The organism is Calothrix sp. CCY 0018, assembly GCF_963920925.1.
Taxonomy (GTDB): Bacteria; Cyanobacteriota; Cyanobacteriia; order Cyanobacteriales; family Nostocaceae; genus Rivularia.
Genome location: NZ_CAWUDI010000028.1, coordinates 56,993 through 78,225, shown reverse-complemented (window position 1 = coordinate 78,225; position 21,233 = coordinate 56,993). Strand labels below are relative to the sequence as shown.

15 protein-coding genes are annotated in these 21,233 nt (G+C 38.8%); 9 read left to right on the top strand and 6 right to left on the bottom strand.

Translation table 11 applies throughout. The features are described 5' to 3' along the window. Positions 1–5: 5 nt before the first annotated feature. On the top strand, positions 6–431 hold the full coding sequence (locus tag ACM03V_RS20385) for a hypothetical protein (RefSeq protein WP_414622622.1): 426 nt from the start codon (positions 6–8) through the stop codon (positions 429–431). Positions 432–515: 84 nt separating this feature from the next. On the opposite strand, the gene ACM03V_RS20380 is transcribed toward ACM03V_RS20385, so the two are convergent. Continuing rightward, entirely contained in the window at positions 516–1,916 is a 1,401-nt protein-coding gene (locus tag ACM03V_RS20380) for an AAA-like domain-containing protein (protein WP_414622621.1), read from the bottom strand. Between the two features lie 279 nt (positions 1,917–2,195). Between ACM03V_RS20380 and ACM03V_RS20375 the strand changes: the two genes are divergently transcribed. From ACM03V_RS20375 to ACM03V_RS20360, 4 genes are all read left to right on the top strand, one after another. Then, positions 2,196–3,161 (top strand): ABC transporter ATP-binding protein, encoded by a 966-nt coding sequence (locus ACM03V_RS20375; protein WP_414622620.1) that lies wholly within the window; start codon positions 2,196–2,198, stop codon positions 3,159–3,161. A 461-nt stretch (positions 3,162–3,622) separates the two neighbouring features. After that, positions 3,623–5,071: an SLBB domain-containing protein gene (locus ACM03V_RS20370; RefSeq protein WP_414622619.1), complete on the top strand. Its 1,449-nt coding sequence runs from the start codon at positions 3,623–3,625 to the stop codon at positions 5,069–5,071. Between the two features lie 483 nt (positions 5,072–5,554). Further along, positions 5,555–7,213 (top strand): alpha/beta hydrolase, encoded by a 1,659-nt coding sequence (locus ACM03V_RS20365; RefSeq protein WP_414622618.1) that lies wholly within the window; start codon positions 5,555–5,557, stop codon positions 7,211–7,213. Positions 7,214–7,549: 336 nt separating this feature from the next. Continuing rightward, entirely contained in the window at positions 7,550–8,407 is an 858-nt protein-coding gene (locus ACM03V_RS20360) for an SPFH domain-containing protein (RefSeq protein WP_414622617.1), read from the top strand. 118 nt (positions 8,408–8,525) lie between these two features. Here ACM03V_RS20360 and folP read toward each other — a convergent pair whose 3' ends face one another. After that, a complete protein-coding gene (gene folP, locus ACM03V_RS20355; protein WP_414622616.1) occupies positions 8,526–9,356 on the bottom strand; it encodes a dihydropteroate synthase in 831 nt (276 codons plus the stop codon). Positions 9,357–9,501: 145 nt separating this feature from the next. Further along, positions 9,502–10,227, bottom strand: a complete 726-nt coding sequence (gene tpiA / locus ACM03V_RS20350; protein WP_414622615.1) for a triose-phosphate isomerase — start codon at positions 10,225–10,227, stop codon at positions 9,502–9,504. A gap of 272 nt (positions 10,228–10,499) precedes the next feature. On the opposite strand from tpiA, the gene ACM03V_RS20345 reads away from it, so the two are divergent. Further along, a complete protein-coding gene (locus ACM03V_RS20345) occupies positions 10,500–11,939 on the top strand; it encodes a GTP-binding protein (protein ID WP_414622614.1) in 1,440 nt (479 codons plus the stop codon). A 270-nt stretch (positions 11,940–12,209) separates the two neighbouring features. Here ACM03V_RS20345 and ACM03V_RS20340 read toward each other — a convergent pair whose 3' ends face one another. Next, the gene (locus ACM03V_RS20340) at positions 12,210–13,853 is read right to left on the bottom strand and encodes a mechanosensitive ion channel (protein ID WP_414622613.1); all 1,644 of its coding nucleotides are present in this window, start codon (positions 13,851–13,853) and stop codon (positions 12,210–12,212) included. A gap of 350 nt (positions 13,854–14,203) precedes the next feature. Here ACM03V_RS20340 and ACM03V_RS20335 point away from each other — a divergent pair, with 350 nt between their 5' ends. Further along, a complete protein-coding gene (locus ACM03V_RS20335) occupies positions 14,204–14,650 on the top strand; it encodes an SRPBCC family protein (protein WP_414622612.1) in 447 nt (148 codons plus the stop codon). A 115-nt stretch (positions 14,651–14,765) separates the two neighbouring features. Here the strand turns inward: ACM03V_RS20335 and ACM03V_RS20330 are convergent, their stop codons facing one another. After that, the gene (locus tag ACM03V_RS20330) at positions 14,766–15,590 is read right to left on the bottom strand and encodes a SirB1 family protein (RefSeq protein ID WP_414622611.1); all 825 of its coding nucleotides are present in this window, start codon (positions 15,588–15,590) and stop codon (positions 14,766–14,768) included. A gap of 903 nt (positions 15,591–16,493) precedes the next feature. Between ACM03V_RS20330 and ACM03V_RS20325 the strand changes: the two genes are divergently transcribed. Then, positions 16,494–17,378: a polysaccharide deacetylase family protein gene (locus ACM03V_RS20325; RefSeq protein ID WP_414622610.1), complete on the top strand. Its 885-nt coding sequence runs from the start codon at positions 16,494–16,496 to the stop codon at positions 17,376–17,378. A gap of 45 nt (positions 17,379–17,423) precedes the next feature. Here ACM03V_RS20325 and ACM03V_RS20320 read toward each other — a convergent pair whose 3' ends face one another. Beyond that, a complete protein-coding gene (locus ACM03V_RS20320; RefSeq protein ID WP_414622609.1) occupies positions 17,424–18,488 on the bottom strand; it encodes an NAD-dependent epimerase in 1,065 nt (354 codons plus the stop codon). Between the two features lie 1,103 nt (positions 18,489–19,591). On the opposite strand from ACM03V_RS20320, the gene atpD reads away from it, so the two are divergent. Continuing rightward, positions 19,592–21,043: a F0F1 ATP synthase subunit beta gene (gene atpD, locus ACM03V_RS20315; RefSeq protein ID WP_414622608.1), complete on the top strand. Its 1,452-nt coding sequence runs from the start codon at positions 19,592–19,594 to the stop codon at positions 21,041–21,043. Positions 21,044–21,233: the final 190 nt, after the last annotated feature.

Genomic DNA, 21,233 nt, shown 5'->3' with positions numbered 1-21,233 from the left:
TTGACGTGAAATTCAAATCAATTATATCTATTGCTTTTGTGCTTGGGTGCATCACTTTTTCACAAGCTGTACAAGTTACAAAAACTGTAGCTGAAAGCTCAAAAAACGCTGAGTCTACATTAGTTAAAAATCAAGGTTCTACTACTGCAAGAAAACTTACATTTTCACGAAGAAATCTAAAACAGGGTATTAATCGTCTACCAATAAATTCACGCGAGTGGGTTGAAATGAAAGTAAAAGGTGATTATGTGACTGAGATGATTCTGAAAACACAAAACGGAAGTTCTTCTAAGTTAAGAATTAAGCAGGATAATTTGGGAGGTTCCAATACTACTGGTGAAGGATCTTGGTATTTCAAGTCGAATGGTTGTATGTGCTGGGAGGATGAAGAAGGTCAACAAAGTGTCTGTACCGAAGAATGCTTTAATTAGGTAAATTTCTTAACTGCATTGAAGAAAGTGGGAATATATTATACTCCACCAACTATCCCCAGTTTTCTTAAGCTTACAGTATTTTCAAACCAAAACTCTTTGAAAATACTCCCGATACAAATTACAGCTAGGTATCACACAATTATCCAGTGTTTTTACTAAACCCATGCTGTGCAATTTATAAATCTGGATTGAATCTAATTCCACTGGTTCGGGTGAATCAACGACAAGCTTGAAAGCCTGAGCCAGTTTTGGACATTTTTGTAATACTTCTAAATATCCTCGCAAATGATTACTATAAATACCTGCTTCCGTGGAAGCCTCATGCAATAATTCTTCCAGATTTAAGTTTTTAAAACTCACCTCGTACATTGCTAACCTGATTAAAAAGGGATGTCCCCCGGCTAATTTCATCAACTGCTCTATCTGCGTTTGATTCCAATTTAAGCCGTGTATATCAACTAAAGTTTTTACTTGCTGTTTATCAAACTTTAATAACTCTACAGGTACCCCCGCATTAAATGGTGATTGATTAATATCTAGGGGAACATAAACTTCGGTAGAGTGCGCTAAAACTAAACGCAGTTTTTGCCAAATATCGTAAATTTTACCTTTTTCATGCCAACTTCGCAGCATTCCAAAAAAGTCTTCAATAATTTCTGTGTAAGAAAAAATTTTATCTATATTATCTAATACTAATACTATGGGAGTATCTATTTCTGTAAGTAAATATTCTTCAAAATAAACTGTACAATTATCGTTACTGCCCAAAATTTCAGTATCCCAATAATCATTTAATTGATTTTCTAACTTTAACTGCCTACTAACCATACAGCAAAGCCAACGTAAAAATTTATCTAAATCTGTTAAAATTTTTCGCTCTATACTACTTAAATCTAAATAAACAGTGTGATAATTTTGATTATTAGTATAAGCGATAATTCTATTTGTTAAAGAAGTCTTACCCATTAACTTCGGTGCTTTTATTCTGATTAAAGAACCGGGTTTGATGATTGTCTCGTAACAAAGATTTTCGACATTATTTCGTTTGATGTAAAAATCAGAATTTGGTGCTACAGAACTCTCTGGAAAAGGTATCTGCTTAATTTGTGGTGTGACAAGTAAATCTTCTTTAACTCCAGTTGCTATAAAATTATCTTGTTTCTCCCATATTCTTCTTAATGCTGCTTGAAAATTTTTCTTAGTAACTTTTTCTCCCAAAGCTTGAGAAAGTTTATGCCATAATTTATTACCTACATCTTTATTTAGATATTCAGCACTATAGCCGTAATCAATCGCCATTTCATCATAAGTTTTCTGATTCCAAGAACCCTGAAGTACTTTAATTTCAATATCGCTAAGATATTTCCCCGTAGTTTTAAATAAAGCACAATCCGCAACTTCTTTTACATCGCTCCAAGGAAAATCAGAATTAGAATCAATATTCACCTTTAAGTCACGTAGTCTATCTGTTATTTGAAGCATAAATTTATTCCTGCCTCATCGCAATGTTGTTACATACAGCGTGACAAGTGAGCATTACTGATTATTAGCAATACTCTCCTGGATTACTTATCTACATTCTCTATACGTTTATGTATTTTTATTTATACAAAGCTTTATAAAATGTAAGGTTAAAGGTTTTAACTACTCACTGTTTACTGCTCGCTCCTACCTCCCAAATAAACTTTTCTCAGATTAAATTGTTATTCTCGCCATATAACTGGGTATCTTGTAATTAGTTTAGGGCTGTGTGTGTTCGTAATGAAGTCTGTTGAAAAAGCTGCGTTTTCTCCCGATACAACTCAAGATTCTCCGGTAGTTCTGACTTCGGAACTACGAAAAATTTACCGCACTGGTTTTTGGATGAATCAAAAAATCGTGTCTCTCAAAAGCTGTTCTTTGCAAGTTTACCGGGGAGAGACTTTTGGATTGCTGGGAAGAAATGGTGCTGGTAAAACTACCTTACTCAAATTATTGCTAGGGATTATCCGTCCAACTTCCGGACGAGGTTTATTATTAGGTAAACCGCTTGGCGATCGCGCTGCAAAACAAAGCATTGGCTATTTACCAGAAAATGCTTATCTGTATGATTTTCTCACCGGCTGGGAGTTTTTGGTTTGGAGTGCGAATTTATTCCAAATTCCCCAAAAAGTTCAAAAGCAACGCATTCCTCAATTGCTGGAAATGGTTGGGTTATCCAAATTTGATGCTCGCAAAAAACAAATGCGTCGTTACAGTAAGGGAATGCAGCAGCGTGTTGCAATGGCGCAAACTTTAATTAACGATCCAGATTTGATATTTCTCGACGAGCCAATGTCTGGTTTAGATCCGGTTGGGCGTTACCAGATGCGTGAAATTATTTTAAACCTGAAGAAGCAAGGTAAGACAATTTTTTTCAACAGCCACATTCTTAACGAAGTAGAATTAATTTGCGATCGCATTGCAATTCTCAATAAAGGTGAGTTAATTTGTTCTGGCAATGTTTCCCAACTATTAGGAACACCAAACACATATCGAGTCAAAGGTAAAGGTGGCGATTGGGAAAGCTTGCAAAAATGGATGCCCAATCTTCAACCTTTAACTGACGGCTGTTGGCAAGGTGAATTGGAAGGAGAAATGTACGATTTTCTCGCTAGTCTTCGTTTAATGGGGGGATATTTACTTACTCTAACTACCTACCGACCTTCTTTAGAAGAGTTTTTTATACAAAAAATTCAGGGGCTTTAGTAATGGTTCGAGTTGGCTTATGTAGTTTCAAATTTCGGTCTTAAATTATAAAGATGGTCATTCAAATTGATTCTAAATAAGAATTATTCTAAATTTTTATTTTATATACACTAAAAAACCAGATTTATCTTCATTGAAACTACAAAGGACAGTTCATATTATGATGAAATCTTATTTATAAAATAAGAGAACCACTTGTATATTATAAAAAACATAGTTAGCTCATCAATCTCAATACAATACAAAGTGTTTATTGTGACTAATCCGTAATTATTCGCTATCAGGAGAAATCAAACTTTATATTAACTTTATTAAAAATTCAAATATAGGAAATAATTTCCCTATGTCAAATTCCGGTTATTTTAGAAAATAAAAGTGTAATGGAACTTGAATACTTAAGTATAGTCAAGAATATAAAATGTTAAGACGGCGGTTTACAAATCTGAATATGAATGGTGAATATGCTTAACACAGGTCTATTAAAATTCTTTGCGCGACCATTAGTGGGTGTAATGCTACTAACTGCCGCTACCGTTGCTTTGGAACCAGTTAATCCAGCTTTCGCACAACAAGATTGTAGCCGAAATCAATCAAGGTCAAGCTACACATTGGGCGGAGGCGACCGCATCCGGGTAAATGTGTTTGAAGTTCCAGATTATACTGGTGAATACGTAATTCCTCCTGGTGGAGCAGTGAACCTACCTCTGATTGGTAGCGTTGCTGTTGAAGGACTGACAGCAGAATGTGCTGCTGAGGCAATTGCCACAAGATATGCTCGCTTTCTCAGACGACCAATTATTTCCGTAAATTTACTATCTCCTCGTCCGATTAACGTGTTTGTGGCTGGGGAAGTGACTCGTCCGGGGGCTTATACACTCAGTTTGCAGGGTGGTGCGGGTCAAGATCCAGGTATTCAATATCCCACAGTTTTAGCGGCTTTAACCACCGCTCAGGGTGTTACCCTTAGTGCCGACATCACGGAAGTGGAGTTACGTCGTCAGCTTGGGAATGGAAGACAGCAAACAGTCACTCTTAATTTAGACGATCTGATCAAAACAGGTAGAAGTTTTCAAGATATTACTTTGCGCGATGGTGACACCGTTTATGTCCCAACTAGTCAGAACTTTAACATTGCAACAGCGCGAAATATAGCAGCAGCCAACTTTGCGGCTGACCCCACCAGACCGCGCACGGTAGCGGTAGTTGGTGAAGTTCAACGCCCTGGTTCTTATTTAATTACTTCGGGAGAAACACAAGCTGGTGGCAATCAAGACACTGGTGCGCCGACTATCAGCGGTCAGCCGACTATAACGCGAGCGCTGCAACAAGCTGGAGGAATTACACCACAAGCGAATGTTCGTAACGTCATAATTAGACGAGCGACAAGAACGGGTACCGAACAAATTATCAATGTTGACTTGTGGAAGTTATTAACAAGCGGCGATATTGACCAAGACGTTATTGTTCAAGATGGAGATACAATCGTATTCCCAACTGCAACTGAGGTGAATCCAGCAGAAGCCACCCAGTTAGCGACAACAACTTTGTCTCCTTCACAAATTCAGGTAAATGTTGTAGGGGAAGTTAAAAGACCAGGACAAGTAGATATTAGACCTAATAGCTCGCTTAACCAAGCTTTACTTGCAGCAGGTGGATTTAACGATGCTAGAGCTAGTAGCGGTAGAATCGATTTGATTCGTTTGAATCCCGATGGTTCCGTTACCAAACGTTTGGTAAAAGTTGATTTGAAAGCGGGAATCAACGAACAAACTAATCCTATACTCCGTAGTAATGATGTATTGTTAGTCAGCCGTTCTGGTTTAGCTAAAACTGGTGACACTATCAATACTGTTGGTGGACCTTTAGGCAGTATTTTGGGCATTTTGAGATTCTTCGGAATTGGTTTTTAACTGATCTAAAAAACGGAAAATGTAGAGACGTTGCATTGCAACGTCTCTTTAATCAGTTATCAGTGAGCAGTAACCAGAATGTAGTAGTTGCAATAATCGTTAGACTCTGGTTCTTACTGCAAGATTTGTGTAACTTAAAGGAACTTTACCGAACTTTCTTTCTTCATTTGTAAGGGAGTCAAATTTTAGTGTAGATTTTCTCCCGTAAAACTGCCGTCTTCCCGGTTAGATTGCCTTTGCGCCGCCGATTTCAAAGCATGATGTTGGCTATAGCGCAACGCCAGACCAATAAATAATCACTTTTAAATTACTTTTAAACGGCAATACTTTCCAAAATTTATTTTTCACCGTTCATACTTAAGTGTGACTCAGGTGCAGTTCAGGGGATTATGTTTTATTTAACTTTAATGTTTACGCTAAAACGCAATTTTTTTAGCAATCATAATTAATTTAGTCAGCGTAAAAATACTAACCAAAAGCAATATGTTATTCAAAGCCGAACGAAGATTTTCTCAACAGATATTTGGTGTAAAAGGTTTATTGTGCGGCTTAACCTTTGCTTGTTGTACTTCATTGAGTATACCTTCGGCGAACGCGGCTCAAACAATTACTATTCGCTTTGGTCCTTACGAACAGTCAATAAAAGTAGCAGATTTAGAAGAGTTTGCGAATACAGGTAAATTACCATTATCGCTACAAGCCTTATCACCCTTACTACCAAAAGAAACGCGAAGCATATTACAAAAACGTTTAGAGATAGATCCCCAAACAGCCGAGAATTTTACAGACGAATTACAAAAAACCTCCTTCGGTAAACAATTCATCACTTCATTAAGAACAGCTTTACCAGGTTCGAGTATTGAAAGCGTTCAAGGTGCAATTAGCTTGGCATTAAGACAAGTTAACGGTTTGACTGTAGTGGGTTTTTTGCAGGCATATCCCCAAGAAAATGTTACCGTTGATGCGACACGAGCCATTAGCTTAGCAGTAAGATTCAACCCCGAACGCTTGCAAAGTAAAGCTTTTGGTTCTTTACTCGCAAGAGAATTATATGTAAACAATCGATCGAGTTCTTCTCAAAATTTTAAAAACTTCAATCCAGCAACTATGGGAAATCTCGCAGTAGAAAAGCAAACAATTACGCTGCAAGATCCAAACCGCAATCGTACTATTCCCATAGATATTTATTCAAATCGAGAAAAACAATCGCAACAGCAATTAGTAGTTATTTCCCACGGTTTTGGCGCAAGTCGATCGAGCTTAAGTTATTTAGCCCGTCATTTAGCTTCTTACGGTGTTAGCGTCGCAGCTATCGAACATCCAGGTAGCAACATCAGCGCGATTAATCGAGCTGCAAGTGCGTCGGATTTAAAAAATTTAATTAGTCCTCAAGAATTTATTGATCGACCCAAAGATATTAGCTTTTCATTGAATGAATTAGCAAAACTAAATACTCAACCGGGAAGATTGCAAGGAAAACTAAATACTCAACAAGTTAGCGTTATCGGACATTCTTTAGGAGGTTACACCGCATTAGCCATAGCAGGAGGAGAAGTCAACATCGAGCAGCTGCGGAAATTTTGTAACAAATCTTTAAATATATCTTCCGCACCCGCTGACTGGTTGCAATGTTCGGCGGCTTCCCTATCAGAAAAAACATTACAACTGCAAGATCCACGAGTAAAAAGTGCGATCGCCTTAAATCCGATGATTGGTAAACTCTTCGGTGACAAAGGTTTAAGCAAAATCAATCAGCCAGTTTTGATCCTAAGTGGAACTGACGATTCACTGACACCAGCCCTGACACATCAGATACAGCCTTTTAACGAGTTAGGCGGAGAAAAGTATTTGTTAACAGCAATAGGTGGAACGCACTTAAGTATAAGTGACCTGTATTTGCCTGCAAATTCAGCCACAACAATAATTAAAGAGCGACAAGGAATAGAAGCTAAACCTTTACGGGAATTACTTCAAGGTGTCAGCGTAGCATTCGTCAAACAGCTTGCACCCGAAGCCAAACAATATCAACCATTTTTAACTTCCGCTTACGCTCAATCTTTCTCCACACCACAAATTAAATTGCGTCTAAATTCCTCATTACCAGCAAGCATTCAACCTTGGTTAGAATTAAGTAATAAGTAATTGGGAATTGGGCATTGGGCATTGGGCATTGGTCATTGAGAAGAGGGAGAGGGAGAATTTTAAACTTTGACCTTTAACCTTTAACCTCAGTTACTCCTAACTGTCCAGTGTTCCCTGTTGCGAAAATAATACTTTAATAAGCGTGCCATTTGAAATAAGATACCTGTATCATATGTGCTGGTGCAGGCAATACCTTGTCTGAAGTCGCCGCATCGTGATAATAAAATTACACGTTGTTTTTTTAATTAAACTAAAGGTAAGAAGAAGTAGTATCATTTTTTGGATCGCTACAACTTCGTTAAAGTAAATTTCCCTATTGCTGTGCAAGGAGCATAAATGGAGCCAATTATTGCTATAGCTTTAGTGCTTATAGGTTATTCATTAGGGTCGGCAAAGATTATTAATCAAGGTAATGAAGCTTTAGTAGAACGCTTGGGGCAGTATCATCGTAAGTTACGACCCGGACTCAACTTTATCGTTCCCCTTGTCGACCAGGTTGTAATGGAAGATACGACGCGGGAACAGATATTGGATATTAAACCCCAAAACGTAATTACTAAGGACAATATCTACCTAGAAATTGATGGAGTTGTGTATTGGCGCATCAAAGATATGGAAAAAAGCTTTTACCAAATCGATGATTTAGCGCAAGGTTTAAATCAAATTACTGCAACTTCTTTACGGGAAATTATCGCTCAAAATACTCTCGAGGAAACCAATGTCTCAAGAGTAGATATGGATCAAGAACTGTTGGATCGATTGAATCAAACAACCGCAGATTGGGGAGTTGAAATTCAAAGGGTAGATATTCAATCAATTACACCTCCCGAAAGCGTGCGATTGTCAATGGAAGATCAACGGGCTGCTGAAATTAAAAGCCGTGCTGCGATTTTGGAAGCTGAAGGGGAACGTCAAGCTGCAATCAAGAAAGCTGAAGGTACTAGTACTAGTATGCAGATTCTTTCCGAAGCTTTGCGAAGCGCCCCTGAAAATAAGGAAATTCTGCGATATCTTGTAGCTCAAGATTATATCAATGCTAGTTACAGATTAGGTGAAAGCCCTAATTCCAAAGTTATTTTTGTAGATCCCGGTTCCGGTCAAAATGACATTATCGAACAAATAAGCGCTGAAACCATAGCTGAAGATACTGCAAGAAGACCTAAAAACGGTAATGGCAATGGTTCGGAATCTTAAGCCAAAATTTGCATGAATCCACTTTTCGGATGAATAGGTCAAAATTAAAGCGGTTCTTTCTTGATTTGGGAGATTGGTAAATCAGCTTTAATTTACCAATTTTCCCAATACTCTTGTCTTAATTGCTTTGATGCGGACGTTTAATAGCGTCAGCAACCATTGAAACATCGCGCATTTGTTCGACATCGTGAACTCTGATGATATCGGCACCATTAAGAATCGCAGCACAACTTGCCGCAGCAGTTCCCCAAACTCGTGCTTTAGGGTTTGGTTGGTTCAAAATACTACCGATGAAGCTTTTACGAGATGGGCCGACTAAAATCGGACAATTAAGCTTTTTTAATTCTGTTAAGCGCCGTAGAATTTCTAAATTTTGTTCTAAATTTTTAGCAAAGCCAATACCGGGGTCGATAATGATTTTTTCCCTTTTAATTCCCGCAGCAACAGCGTAGGTTATTTGTTGTAATAAAAAATTAGATATTTCTTCGATTACGTCTTGATAATCGGTCATTTGCTGCATAGTCTGAGGATTTCCTCGGATATGCATTAATATTAGGGGCACATTTAAGCTCGCAACCGTAGAAAACATAGACGAGTCAAAAGTGCCTCCAGAAATATCATTAACTATATCCGCACCAGCATTAACAGCTCGATCCGCAACAATTGAAGAAGTGGTATCTACAGAAATTGGGATATCAATTTTTGGACGAATAATTTTTATAACCGAAAGCACTCGTTCGAGTTCTTCCTCTACAGAAATTTGTTCCGCACCAGGGCGAGTAGATTGTCCGCCCACATCAATAATATCCGCACCACCAGCAGCCAACGCTAATGCTTGATTTAAAGCGGAGAGTGGTTTATTGAACTCCCCACCATCGCTAAAACTATCAGGCGTAACATTTAAAACGCCCATTAAATAAGTGCGCTTACCCCAATTGAAGTTAAGCATCGCTTGCTCCGTTTTGAATTTTTAAAATGGAAGGGGTGATGGGGGACAAGGAGACAAGGTGACAAGGGGACAAGGGGAAAGTTAGGAGTTATTATACCTTTTACCTCTCTCCAATGCCCCATGCCCCATTCCCCATTCCCAATTTCTATTTAAAATTGACAATTCGAGCAAAACTTTGCGATTCCAAACTTGCTCCACCAACTAAAGCACCATCAATTTCGGGTTGAGCCATAATCTCATCAACATTATTCGGTTTTACGGAACCTCCATATTGAATAGTGACATTTTTATTGCTCAACAAACTGCGAATTAAACCGATAACCCGATTGGCTTCGGTAACTTCACAGGTATCTCCGGTACCAATTGCCCAAATAGGTTCGTAAGCAATTACCAAATTATTTTGGTCAACACCTATTAAGTCTTGCTTGATTTGGTTGGTAATTATTGATTCGGTTTCTCCTTTATCTCTTTGTTGTTTGGTTTCTCCAACGCAAAGAATAGGTGTCATACCATACTTCTGAGCGGCTTTGAGGCGCAGATTAACGGTTTCATCCGTTTCACCAAAATATTGCCGTCTTTCGCTGTGACCGATAATTACATAACGTACCCCAATTTCAGAGAGCATTAAACCGGAAATTTCACCCGTATAAGCTCCCATTTCTTCCCAGTGAACATTTTGCGCCCCCAACATAACGCGGCCACCATGCAGGTTCTTAGACAAAACGTTTAGATCGGTAAAAGGAACGCACAATACCGCTTCTCTATCGTCAGGAGTCTCTTGTAATAAAGGCATGAATCCTCGTAAAAAGTCCTCGGATTCTGCCCTAGTTTTGAACATTTTCCAGTTGCCAGCAATAACAATTTTTCGCACAGGTGATTAAGTCAAGTCCAAATAGCTACTAAATGCAATATTTAGTTTATGACTTTTTCGGAACCATAACCAGCGAACAGTTATCAGTTATCAGTTATCAGTTAGAAATTGGTGGGAGCGTCTTCACTTAGTACTGACTATAAATTTTAGATTATAAATTTTCTTCCCCCTCTTCCCCACTCCCCCTTTCCCCATCCCCTTGTCCAAAAATCATTAGGATAGAAGAAGACGTAACAAAATTTATAATCTAAAGTCTAAAATCTAAAATTTATATGACTGAACCCCATAGCAGTAATTATTATAGTACGGAAGAACTAGATAAAGCGATTTTTACTTTTGAAGAGATTCAAACGGAACTTCATTATAAGCAGGCACAAACGGCTCTGCGTGAGATGGTAGCGAATCTAGATTTGAGTTTATCGGAAACTCAAGGGCTGGAAATGGAAATCGCCGATTTAGAAGCTATGCTGACCAAGTTGGAAAGTATGGTAATTCAAATCGCTGCTTTCGGTATGGTAGGGCGAGGTAAGTCTTCTTTGCTCAATGCAATGGTTGGACGCTCCGTTTTTGAAACCGGCCCTTTGCATGGTGTAACTCGCGATGCTCAAACTGTTAATTGGACTATTAGTGAAGAAACTGTCGGTGATTCTCAAAGTGCTTTACGAGTAACTTTCTCTAGCAGTAGCGGGCAATCGCGGGTGGAGTTGATTGATACACCTGGTTTGGATGAAGTTGATGGTGAAACTCGAACTGCATTAGCCGAACAAATTGCCCAACAAGCAGATTTAATTTTGTTTGTGATAAGCGGGGATATGACGAAACTCGAACACGAAGCTCTTTCCCAGTTGCGAGAAGCGCGTAAGCCAATTTTATTAGTATTTAATAAGGTTGATCAATATCCTCAAGCTGACAGAATCGCGGTTTATGAAAAGATTCGCGATGAACGTGTAAAGGAATTGGTTTCACCGGATGAAATTGTTACTGCTGCTGCTTCACCTTTGGTTAGAACGTTAATTCGTCGCGATGATGGTACTAAGGGGGTGCAGTTGCGTAAAGGGAAGCCTCAAGTTGAGGAATTGAAATTAAAAATACTGGAAATTCTGCATCGTGAAGGCAAAGCTTTAGTTGCTCTTAATACTATGCTTTATGCTGACGACGTGAATGACCAATTAGTGCAGCGTAAATTAAAATTGCGCGAAACTGCTGCCGATCGCTTAATTTGGAAATCCGTAATGACTAAAGCTTTAGCGGTTGCTCTTAATCCGGTGACTGTATTAGATATTCTCAGTGCTGCTACCATTGATGTTTTCTTAGTTCTCGGCTTATCCAGGCTTTACGGCATTCCCATGACGGAAACTGGAGCGATAAAATTGCTACAAAAAATTGCCTTTAGTATGGGCGGTATCAGTGCCAGCGAACTGCTAGCAAATTTAGGATTGAGTTCTTTAAAAACTTTACTTGGTATTTCTGCACCTGCTACTGGTGGAGCAACACTTGGTCCTTATGTATCGGTTGCGCTTACTCAAGCCGGTGTAGCTGGTGTTTCTTCTTACGGTATCGGACAAGTCACTAAAACATATTTACAAGCAGGGGCTACCTGGGGACCAGATGGACCAAAAGCCGTAATTGGTAAAATTTTAGCTAATCTTGATGAGTCTTCAATTTTGAATCGCATCAAAAGTGAATTGCTTCTCAAGCTGAAAAAAGTTTGAGGATATAGCAAGTAACGAGTGGGGAACAGGAAAAATATGTTTATTTCATTCTTTGTAGACTATGAACCGTCTGTTCATAACTATTAACAACTACCAACTAACAACTAACCACTAACAACGCTCCAACCGGCATTATTTGAAGTATGAAGGATGAAAGTTCTCAATCCAGGTAACTGGCGCGTGAGAATAGGAAACGGGAAATAGGGAACCATAAATTAAATTATTTCCTTTTAATTTCAAACTTCATACTTCAGACTTAATCCTTTATAGTTATCTGCTCTTAAAGGAATTTATCCATTGCTGTACTTGAGATTTGGCAATTTCGCGAGAGCCAAGTCCGAAAGAAAGGGCAAGAGCGACTGCTAAAGCACCCAACAACAGACCAAAGGCTAAATTAACGATATCGGGAGCAACACCAATTTGTTGTAGTGCCATAGCCGAAACTAAAACGATAATGGCAATTCTTGCTATTTGACCTAAAATTCGAGCTTGAGCATTACCGGAACTGGTGATGATGCTGAATGCTAAATTCGCTAAGAATAAACCAACAGCAAATACTACTAATCCAGCTAAAATTCGTCCCAAAATAATCGTGATACCTGTCACCAGCGCTGTCAAAGCTGGAATATTCAGAATATTAATCGCCGCGATCGCAGCGAAAAGCATAATGCCAATAAAGGCAATGAAGCCGACGATTTCAGATGGGGTACGAGATGTTGCTGAAGGAATTTCTCCCTCTGCTGTAACTGTTGTTCTTCTAGCAGGTGCAGGTAAACCCAGAATAGAGAAAATATTGTTGAAACCGATGCTGGTGAGAATATTTGTTACCAACTCCGATACAAATCTTCCTAAGAAATAGGCAACAGCTAGAATTGCTGCTGCGGTGAAGATTAAGGGTATAGCGTTGAGAATCTGTTGCAGCATTGCAATTGCAGGTACCGAGATAGCCTGAATTTGCAAAGTATTGAGCGCTGCGATCGCAACAGGAATCAAAATCAAAACGTAGACAATCGTACCTAATATCGAAGATAAAGACTGTCCGCTTGTGGAAGCGCTTGAAAGCCCAAACCGGCTGCCTATATGGTCAATTCCAGTTGTAGCAAGCAGGTTAGTTACAATCCGACGGATGATATTAGCTGCAAACCAGCCAACCACGCCGATGATTACTGCTCCTAAAATATTGGGCAGAATTGCCAGAATTTCCGAAACTAAAGTATTTACAGGTCCTAAAGCCTGTTGCAAGCCCAAAGTATCTAGGACTGGCATCAAGAACAGTAAGAAAATGAACCAGTAAAGCGCTGTACCAATAGTCTGTGCAATAGAAAGCTGGTTACTACTATCAGCAGTAGCGTCTTGCTGTGCGTTTAACCTTTCGTCTACGTTAAGAGCATTGAGAGCATTTACCACCAAGGTTTTAACTAAAGTCGCTACAACCCAAGCCACTCCTAAGAGGATACCTGCGGCCAATAACTTAGGTAAGAATGCCCCAATTTCACCAAGAAAAGCATTCAGCGGTTGAGAAGCAACCCTTAGCTGTAACGTATCTAAAACCGCAACTACGGTAATCAGCAGAATAGTCCAAAAAACCAAGCCAGAGATAAATTTCTCGACTTTGATAGAGTCACTACCCGTTAATCCCGAAGCAATACGGTTATCGATGTTAGTACGATTAAGTAGCCCTTCGACTATAGCTTTAGCTATATAAGCAACCAGCCAACCAACAAACAAAATAAGAACTGCACCCAACAAGCGAGGCAATAAATCTACTATTTGTCCAAGAGCATTCTCGGCATAATTCTGATATCCCTCTACTCCATCTTGTGCCAATGAAGGCGATTGTGCCAAAATTGTCCCTATTCTTATTGACAGATCCGTACCTGCTACTTGGGTTATATCTTGCCAAGTTGAAATCATAGTTTTCCAGTTTTAAAGTTTAGTGTTATCACAAAAAAACACCTTAGATGATAAGGTAGTGTATTGCCTGAGACAATACCATACCCTGACAACTTCGTTTATGTTTTGCAACTTAATTTACCAGTAAATCTTACAAATAATTTATATCAAGGTTAATTTTTACTTTTATTATTCTTATTTGCTATTTATCTAAAAGAACTAATTTCAATACTTGAAAATTACTTAAACCAGTGTTGTTTCTTATACTAAAATAAATGATCTAGAAATTTCCCAGTATTGCCCAAAGGTCAACCTTTAAACTATTTGTTTTTTTATAGTCGAGCAGCAACAGATAACATTAAAAATTTAAAATGCCCAACACAGAAGTTTTTGAGCAATCAATTGAAATTAATGCTACATCCGCAGTAGTAGAACAATGTATCACAGACCGTGATTTAATGCATCGATGGTTAAATCCTGCTTTATGCTGCGAGCCACTTGGAGATTGGAGTACGGAGGTAGGTAGTAAAACTAAGTTTATGATTCAAATACCAGTAATAAAACCTACATTGATTAGTACAGTAGTAGAAAGAGAACCTGGTCTGATAGTGTGGGGATTTGACGGCTATTTTAAAGGATGCGATCGTTGGGAATGTCAACCAATAAATAATGGAACTTGTTTAGTTAATCGTTTTGAATTCGAGATTCCTAACCCCATAGTGAGTTTGGGTTTTAAAATTTTCGCCGAAAAATTTACAAAACAAGATATGCAAGCACAACTACGTCGTTTGAAGCACGTTGCAGAGAGTGTTGGGTAGATGGGGAGATGGGGAGACAAGGGGACACGGGGACAAGGGGACAAGGGGGAAATATCACTTCCAACTCCTAACTCAATTCCCAATTCTTAACTCCTAACTCCTAACTCCTAACTGCTTATTGATTCTTCCCTAATTTCGCGAGCAGTTGCCGAATGGTGGAAGCGTCTTGTGCGTCGGGAGCTTGCATTAAATAGGCTTGTAAGTCATCTGCTGCTTGGTTGAAGCGTCCGATTTGATAAGATAATAAACCACGATCGCGCAATTCTAATGCTGCACTGGGAAATAATAGTAAAATCCTCTCGACACAAAATAAAGCTTTTTCTGATTCGTGTTGCTTAAGATAAATATATTTAAGGTTAGTCAGCATTCTTGCTAAAAATTGCTTTTTAGTGACTGGTGCTAAAAATTCTGGCTGTAGTGTTATGTTTTGCTGATAAATTTGACTTAAGCGCTGCTGACAGTCTTGGGGAAACAATACTTCACCGCTGTTAAAAGCATCTACAAAAATTTCTATTTCTGAAACATTTGGGCGGATTAGAAAATGCCCCGGCATTCCTATACCTATCATCGGGAAATCTATACGACGCGCAATTTCAATATAAAGTAACGCTAGAGTAATAGGAATTCCAATTCTGCGCTCTATGACATCATTTAAAAAACTGTTTCGCGGATCGTAATAATTTTGAGTATTGCCTGTAAAGTTTAAATCATCATAAAGATATTTATTAATGCATTGAATAATCTTTAAAGGATATTTTTCTAATGGCAAGCGTTCTTCTAATTCGATTGCCATCGCATCAAGTGCATTCAAATATTCTTCTATATCTAATTCGGAATATTCCTCTTGAGCGATGTATAAAGCTGCTTTTGCTAAGTCAATATACTCGTCAGGTTGCTGAATCTCGTGATGAAAAAATTTTCGCGCTGACGATAAATTCATAAATCTTAATTTTGCGAAACTTCTAGAATTATTAATAATGGCTATAAAGTCTATAAAACGCTTTATAGAATTATAAATAATTGAATCAGCCGTGAAGTGGCTGAATCTTTCAAATGATAAGAAAAATTTTTAATCCACACAAGTAGTACAAATTCTCTGTTTTGAGGATATTATGCAGCAATTATTTCTGTAACTCCGTGATAATACAAAGGGAATTTATATTTTTTTGTAACAAGGTATACTATTAGAAGTTTAAATACTCAGAGATATCGGCGATCGCTAACCAAGACAATATTATTTGAACAGAGTTATTTATTTATAATTAAGCTATGTGATTTTATCATCTATAAGTGACTTAAAAAACTTCACTTTTAGCAGATATTTATTAAGATCGATTCGGGATGTATGAATATTTGGTGCATAAGAGAAAGGCAGGGTAGGACATCCACCATTATCAATTACTAATTAGTTTGGTAGAAAACATCATCCGCTGACGGCGTTCTTTCGTTGGTGAGAGGATCGGGATGAGGTAAAGAGTCGGTAAAACCAAAATATTAGGGAACATTCCGTCCAATTAATTGACAAGTCTGGAAGCCGAACAGTTTTCTGGTGTTGCTACAAAAAAAAACTGTTTGCACTTTCGGAATGTTCCCGAAATTGAAGCTATTCAACAGAATTGATATAAGAACAAGTGTTTACCCTTATGGAAGGTTGAATATATTCACTATCAATAAATAATTCAAAACTTATAAATGTGCAATTTATAGGGAAGCATCACATTTTTTGCAAATCTATCGTAGCGGGAACCGAACATCTCACGATATATGTCTAGGTAACTGTTCGCCTCCCAATTTATGGAGACATAAATTTTAGTCTAAATTATATTCTTAAGAGATATATCAAGTGGAAAACAGTAAATCTTCTCTTATACCGCATAAATATTTTATCGCTTTACTTATATTTACTACTATTTTGTGTTTAAGTTTAGTAGCTCCGGCAAACTTGAATTTAATGCACCTATTAGTTCTAAATAAACCGAAAGTAAAAATTGTTGATGCTTCTGCAAATAGTCAGCAGCAAGTTGCGGAATTTAAAACCGCAATGGAAGCAACTTTAAACGAGCAGTTAAAAAGACAAAGCTTACTTTCTGCTGCTCCATCTAGTTTTAATGGAAAAGTTATTTATGAAATTAAACAAAAAGGAAATAAAAAAGTTATCGCTTTAACTTTTGATGATGGCCCTTGGAAAAAGACTACTCAACAGACATTAGATATACTCAAAAAAAATAATATTAAAGCAACATTTTTTGTCGTCGGTAGCGCTCTACAAAATAATCCTCAATTAGGAAAGCAGATAATAGCTGAAGGGCACGCCATAGCCAATCATACCTGGAATCATTGGTATCATTTTATGAATCCCCAAGCTGCTGCTATGGAAATCGATAGAACGACCGATTTAATTTATAAAGTCACGGGAGTTAAAACAAATTTATTTCGTCCACCAGGAGGACATTTAAGCAATGGCTTGGTTGCTCATGCTAAAAGAAACAAATATGCAACTTTAATGTGGTCTGCTGATTCTCGCGACTTCCAAAGACCTGCACCTGCTACAATGGTCAATACCGTGTTAAAAAACGCACGTCCCGGTGGTATTGTATTACTACATGATGGCGGTGGCGATCGCACTAACACAATAAAAGCTTTACCGACTATAATCGCTAAATTAAAGCAGCAAGGTTATAGCTTCGTAACTATCCCCGAACTTTTAGAATTAGAAGAAAAGAAATAAGAGGGAGTAGGGAAGATGACGAGTTAGGAGTTAGGAATTTTATTTCTACCCCCTCTCCCCCCTCTCTCCCCCTCTCCCCATCTCCCCCTCTTTATTTTCCAAAACGAATTCGGTAGAGCTATCTTGAGACGGATAAAAATCTTTATACCACTGGACAAATTTCTCAATTCCTTCCTCAATAGTTGTAGTCGGTTTGAATCCTACATCCTGCATTAATTCGTCAACATCAGCATAAGTACGGGGAACATCTCCGGGCTGCATCGGTAAAAAATTCTTTTGGGCTTCTTTACCCATTGCTTTTTCAATTACTTTAATAAAGGTTAATAACTCTACAGGCTTGTTATTCCCAATATTGTAAATTTTATAGCGAGCATTGCTATGTTCTTTATTAGAATGTGGTTTTGGAGGCTGATGCATTACTCTTACAACACCTTCGATCGCATCGTCAATATAAGTAAAATCTCGCTGCATTTTACCGTAATTGAATATATTAATCGGCTCGTTTTGTTCAATTGCTCTAACAAATTTGAAATAAGCCATATCAGGTCTGCCCAAAGGGCCATATACTGTAAAAAAGCGCAATCCAGTAATAGGTAAACTGTACAAATGGCTGTAAGAATGTGCCATTAATTCGTTAGCTTTTTTGGTGGCTGCGTAGAGTGAAACGGGATTATCTACATTATCGCTAACAGAAAAAGGAATTTTTGCATTCGTACCATAAACCGAACTAGACGAAGCAAAAACAAGATGCTGCGGTTGAGTATGACGACAAGCTTCAAGAATATTTGCAAATCCAACTAAGTTAGTATCGACATAAGCAAAGGGATTTTCGAGTGAATAGCGTACCCCTGCTTGAGCAGCAAGATTAACTACACAATTAAAGTTTTGGTCTTGAAAAAGTTTTAATATCTCTTGGCGATTATTCAAATCTAAAAGTTGAAATTGGAAATTAGTATTAGGAATTAATTGTGCCAACCGAGCTTTTTTTAAATTAACATCATAATAATCATTGAGATTATCAATTCCGTAAACTTGTGAGCCATCTGCAAGCAATCTTTGTGCTAGATGATATCCAATAAAACCTGCAACTCCAGTTATTAAAATTTTCATCGCGAATTCTCCTATTAAATAATTGTGCTGTCTAAATTAAAAATGTCGGAAAGAGAGTAGGGAATTGTTAAGGTTCGTAGTAGCACTGTCTTCGCTTTATTCGATAGCTTCCCGAAGAGATCAAGCCCAACTACGAACCGATTAGAATTAATAAGTAACTAATTCTAGTTGTTTCTCAACAATTTTAAATATTTGCTTTATAATCAGCCTTTAGGAGGAGGAAAAACTAAAATTAGTCTTGATTAAATTATCTAATTAAAATCAGCTAAAGTACAAAAAAATAATCTTTGAGAAAATAATAACAAACCGTTTAATTTTGCGGAATCCAATCGGGAGAATGTGATGGAGACAGTAAGTGAAATGGCATGGCGTATGCTCTCTTCGGGATATAGCGAAGAGAGCTATTTTCTTTTTTAAAAGAATTATCATCACGAAAGCAGGGAGTAGGAAGTAGAAAGTAAAGAGCGATGAAAGAGGTTTTCCGATTTTTGTACGGATGTGGGAATGACAACTATTATACGGCTTAATATAATTACTTTGATCGATCTCTTGGGATGGCAATGATTTAATCGGGGCTTCAACTAAACACCTAACATTAAAGATCCCCCCCCAACACCCTGTTAATTTGTGGGGTTGGAAGCAGTAAGCATACGTCCTATATTTTTGGCGATTACCTATGTCCTATCTCCTTCGGAGACGCGCTCGCCGCACGCTCCGCGTGAACGCTAACGGACACGCGGAGCTAACGGTAGAGCTTAGTCTAACGACTCACTTCGTGTTCAGCGCGGCACGACCCGTTAGGGTAACGCTTAACGCCCTCAACTGCATTGATGTCTGCAAATACATGATTTAACGTGTATTCCTGAAAGGGCAATGGAGCAGGCACAAAATAATCCTTCTCTCCCCATCTCCCCATCTCCCCATCTCCCCATCTCCTCATCCCCCCTCTCCCCCATCTTCCCCGATCCCACTTCTAAATGTTGCTCAAAATAAGCCTAAAAATCGCCCCGTTCGGTGCTAATCTTGAAGATGACATGAGTTAATCTTAAAAGTCTCTACGACTCTTTAGCAAAAAATATAGCTTCGTATAATTTAGGCTCAGCATGGTTTCCACCGCAGAAAAAACACAAACTGGTTACATTACTCAAATTATTGGTCCCGTTGTAGACGTTAAATTTCCTAACGGAAAAATGCCCGCAATCTACAACGCTTTGATAGTTAAAGGTACCAACGAAGCAGGACAAGAAATGTCCGTTACCTGCGAAGTACAGCAGCTGCTGGGCGACAACCAGGTGCGGGCTGTTTCCATGACTTCCACCGATGGTTTGGTGCGAGGAATGGAAGCTAGCGACACTGGCGCTCCTATCAGCGTACCTGTAGGAAAAGCTACCTTGGGTCGAATTTTCAACGTCCTCGGCGAAACCGTAGACAACCAAGGCCCCGTTAATACCTCGGAACGCTCTCCGATTCACCGCGCAGCTCCAAAACTCACCGACTTAGAAACCAAACCTTCCGTTTTTGAAACCGGAATTAAGGTTGTGGATCTGCTAACTCCTTACAGACGCGGCGGAAAAATCGGTCTGTTCGGCGGTGCTGGTGTGGGCAAGACCGTTATTATGATGGAGTTGATCAACAACATCGCTACCCAACACGGTGGTGTATCCGTATTTGGTGGAGTAGGGGAACGTACCCGCGAAGGTAATGACCTCTACAACGAAATGATCGAATCCAAAGTTATCAACCCCGATAACTTAAACGAATCAAAAATTGCTTTAGTATACGGTCAGATGAACGAACCACCCGGTGCAAGAATGCGGGTTGGTTTGTCAGCTTTGACAATGGCAGAATATTTCCGCGACGTAAACAAGCAGGACGTACTGCTGTTTATTGACAACATCTTCCGCTTTGTACAAGCAGGTTCCGAAGTGTCGGCGCTGTTGGGAAGAATGCCTTCTGCTGTGGGATATCAGCCTACATTGGGTACTGACGTTGGTGCTTTACAAGAGCGAATCACCTCTACCAACGAAGGATCTATTACCTCGATTCAAGCAGTATACGTACCTGCGGATGACTTAACAGATCCCGCACCAGCAACTACTTTTGCTCACTTGGATGGAACCACAGTACTATCTCGTGGTTTGGCGGCAAAAGGTATTTACCCCGCTGTGGATCCATTAGGTTCTACTTCAACAATGTTGCAACCCAACATTGTTGGTGAAGATCACTATCAAACAGCTCGTGCGGTACAATCCACACTGCAACGCTACAAAGAACTTCAGGACATCATCGCCATTCTTGGTTTGGATGAATTATCTGAAGATGACCGTCTCGTCGTTGCTCGCGCTCGTAAAGTAGAGCGTTTCTTATCACAACCATTCTTCGTTGCAGAAGTATTCACCGGCGCACCTGGTAAATACGTGAAGCTTGACGACACCATCAAAGGCTTTAAGTCGATTCTTTCTGGCGAATTTGACGAATTACCAGAGCAAGCTTTCTACATGGTTGGCAGCATCGATGAAGCCAAAGCAAAAGCAGAAAAAATGAAATCGAAATAAAGGTTAGTTGTTAGTTGTTAGTGGTTAGTTGTTAGTTGTGATTAATAAGAGCAACTATATATTACCCATAAACTCAAAGCATTAGCTAGCAACTAACAACTATGATAATCACCTCTTTTTTCAATAAGAGGACAATCCAAATATGTCCTCTGGACACGCTCCGCTAACGCAAATCTAAAATCTAAAATCG

What these genes read in the sequence shown, in the direction of transcription:
- folP (WP_414622616.1), bottom strand. Translation starts at nt 9,356, where the DNA reads ATGCTTAACTTCAATTGGGGTAAGCGCACTTATTTAATGGGCGTTTTA.
- ACM03V_RS20320 (WP_414622609.1), bottom strand. Translation starts at nt 18,488, where the DNA reads ATGAAAATTTTAATAACTGGAGTTGCAGGTTTTATTGGATATCATCTA.
- ACM03V_RS20375 (WP_414622620.1), top strand. Translation starts at nt 2,196, where the DNA reads ATGAAGTCTGTTGAAAAAGCTGCGTTTTCTCCCGATACAACTCAAGAT.
- ACM03V_RS20365 (WP_414622618.1), top strand. Translation starts at nt 5,555, where the DNA reads ATGTTATTCAAAGCCGAACGAAGATTTTCTCAACAGATATTTGGTGTA.
- atpD (WP_414622608.1), top strand. Translation starts at nt 19,592, where the DNA reads ATGGTTTCCACCGCAGAAAAAACACAAACTGGTTACATTACTCAAATT.
- ACM03V_RS20330 (WP_414622611.1), bottom strand. Translation starts at nt 15,590, where the DNA reads ATGAATTTATCGTCAGCGCGAAAATTTTTTCATCACGAGATTCAGCAA.
- ACM03V_RS20340 (WP_414622613.1), bottom strand. Translation starts at nt 13,853, where the DNA reads ATGATTTCAACTTGGCAAGATATAACCCAAGTAGCAGGTACGGATCTG.
- ACM03V_RS20360 (WP_414622617.1), top strand. Translation starts at nt 7,550, where the DNA reads ATGGAGCCAATTATTGCTATAGCTTTAGTGCTTATAGGTTATTCATTA.
- ACM03V_RS20335 (WP_414622612.1), top strand. Translation starts at nt 14,204, where the DNA reads ATGCCCAACACAGAAGTTTTTGAGCAATCAATTGAAATTAATGCTACA.
- ACM03V_RS20380 (WP_414622621.1), bottom strand. Translation starts at nt 1,916, where the DNA reads ATGCTTCAAATAACAGATAGACTACGTGACTTAAAGGTGAATATTGAT.
- ACM03V_RS20345 (WP_414622614.1), top strand. Translation starts at nt 10,500, where the DNA reads ATGACTGAACCCCATAGCAGTAATTATTATAGTACGGAAGAACTAGAT.
- ACM03V_RS20370 (WP_414622619.1), top strand. Translation starts at nt 3,623, where the DNA reads ATGCTTAACACAGGTCTATTAAAATTCTTTGCGCGACCATTAGTGGGT.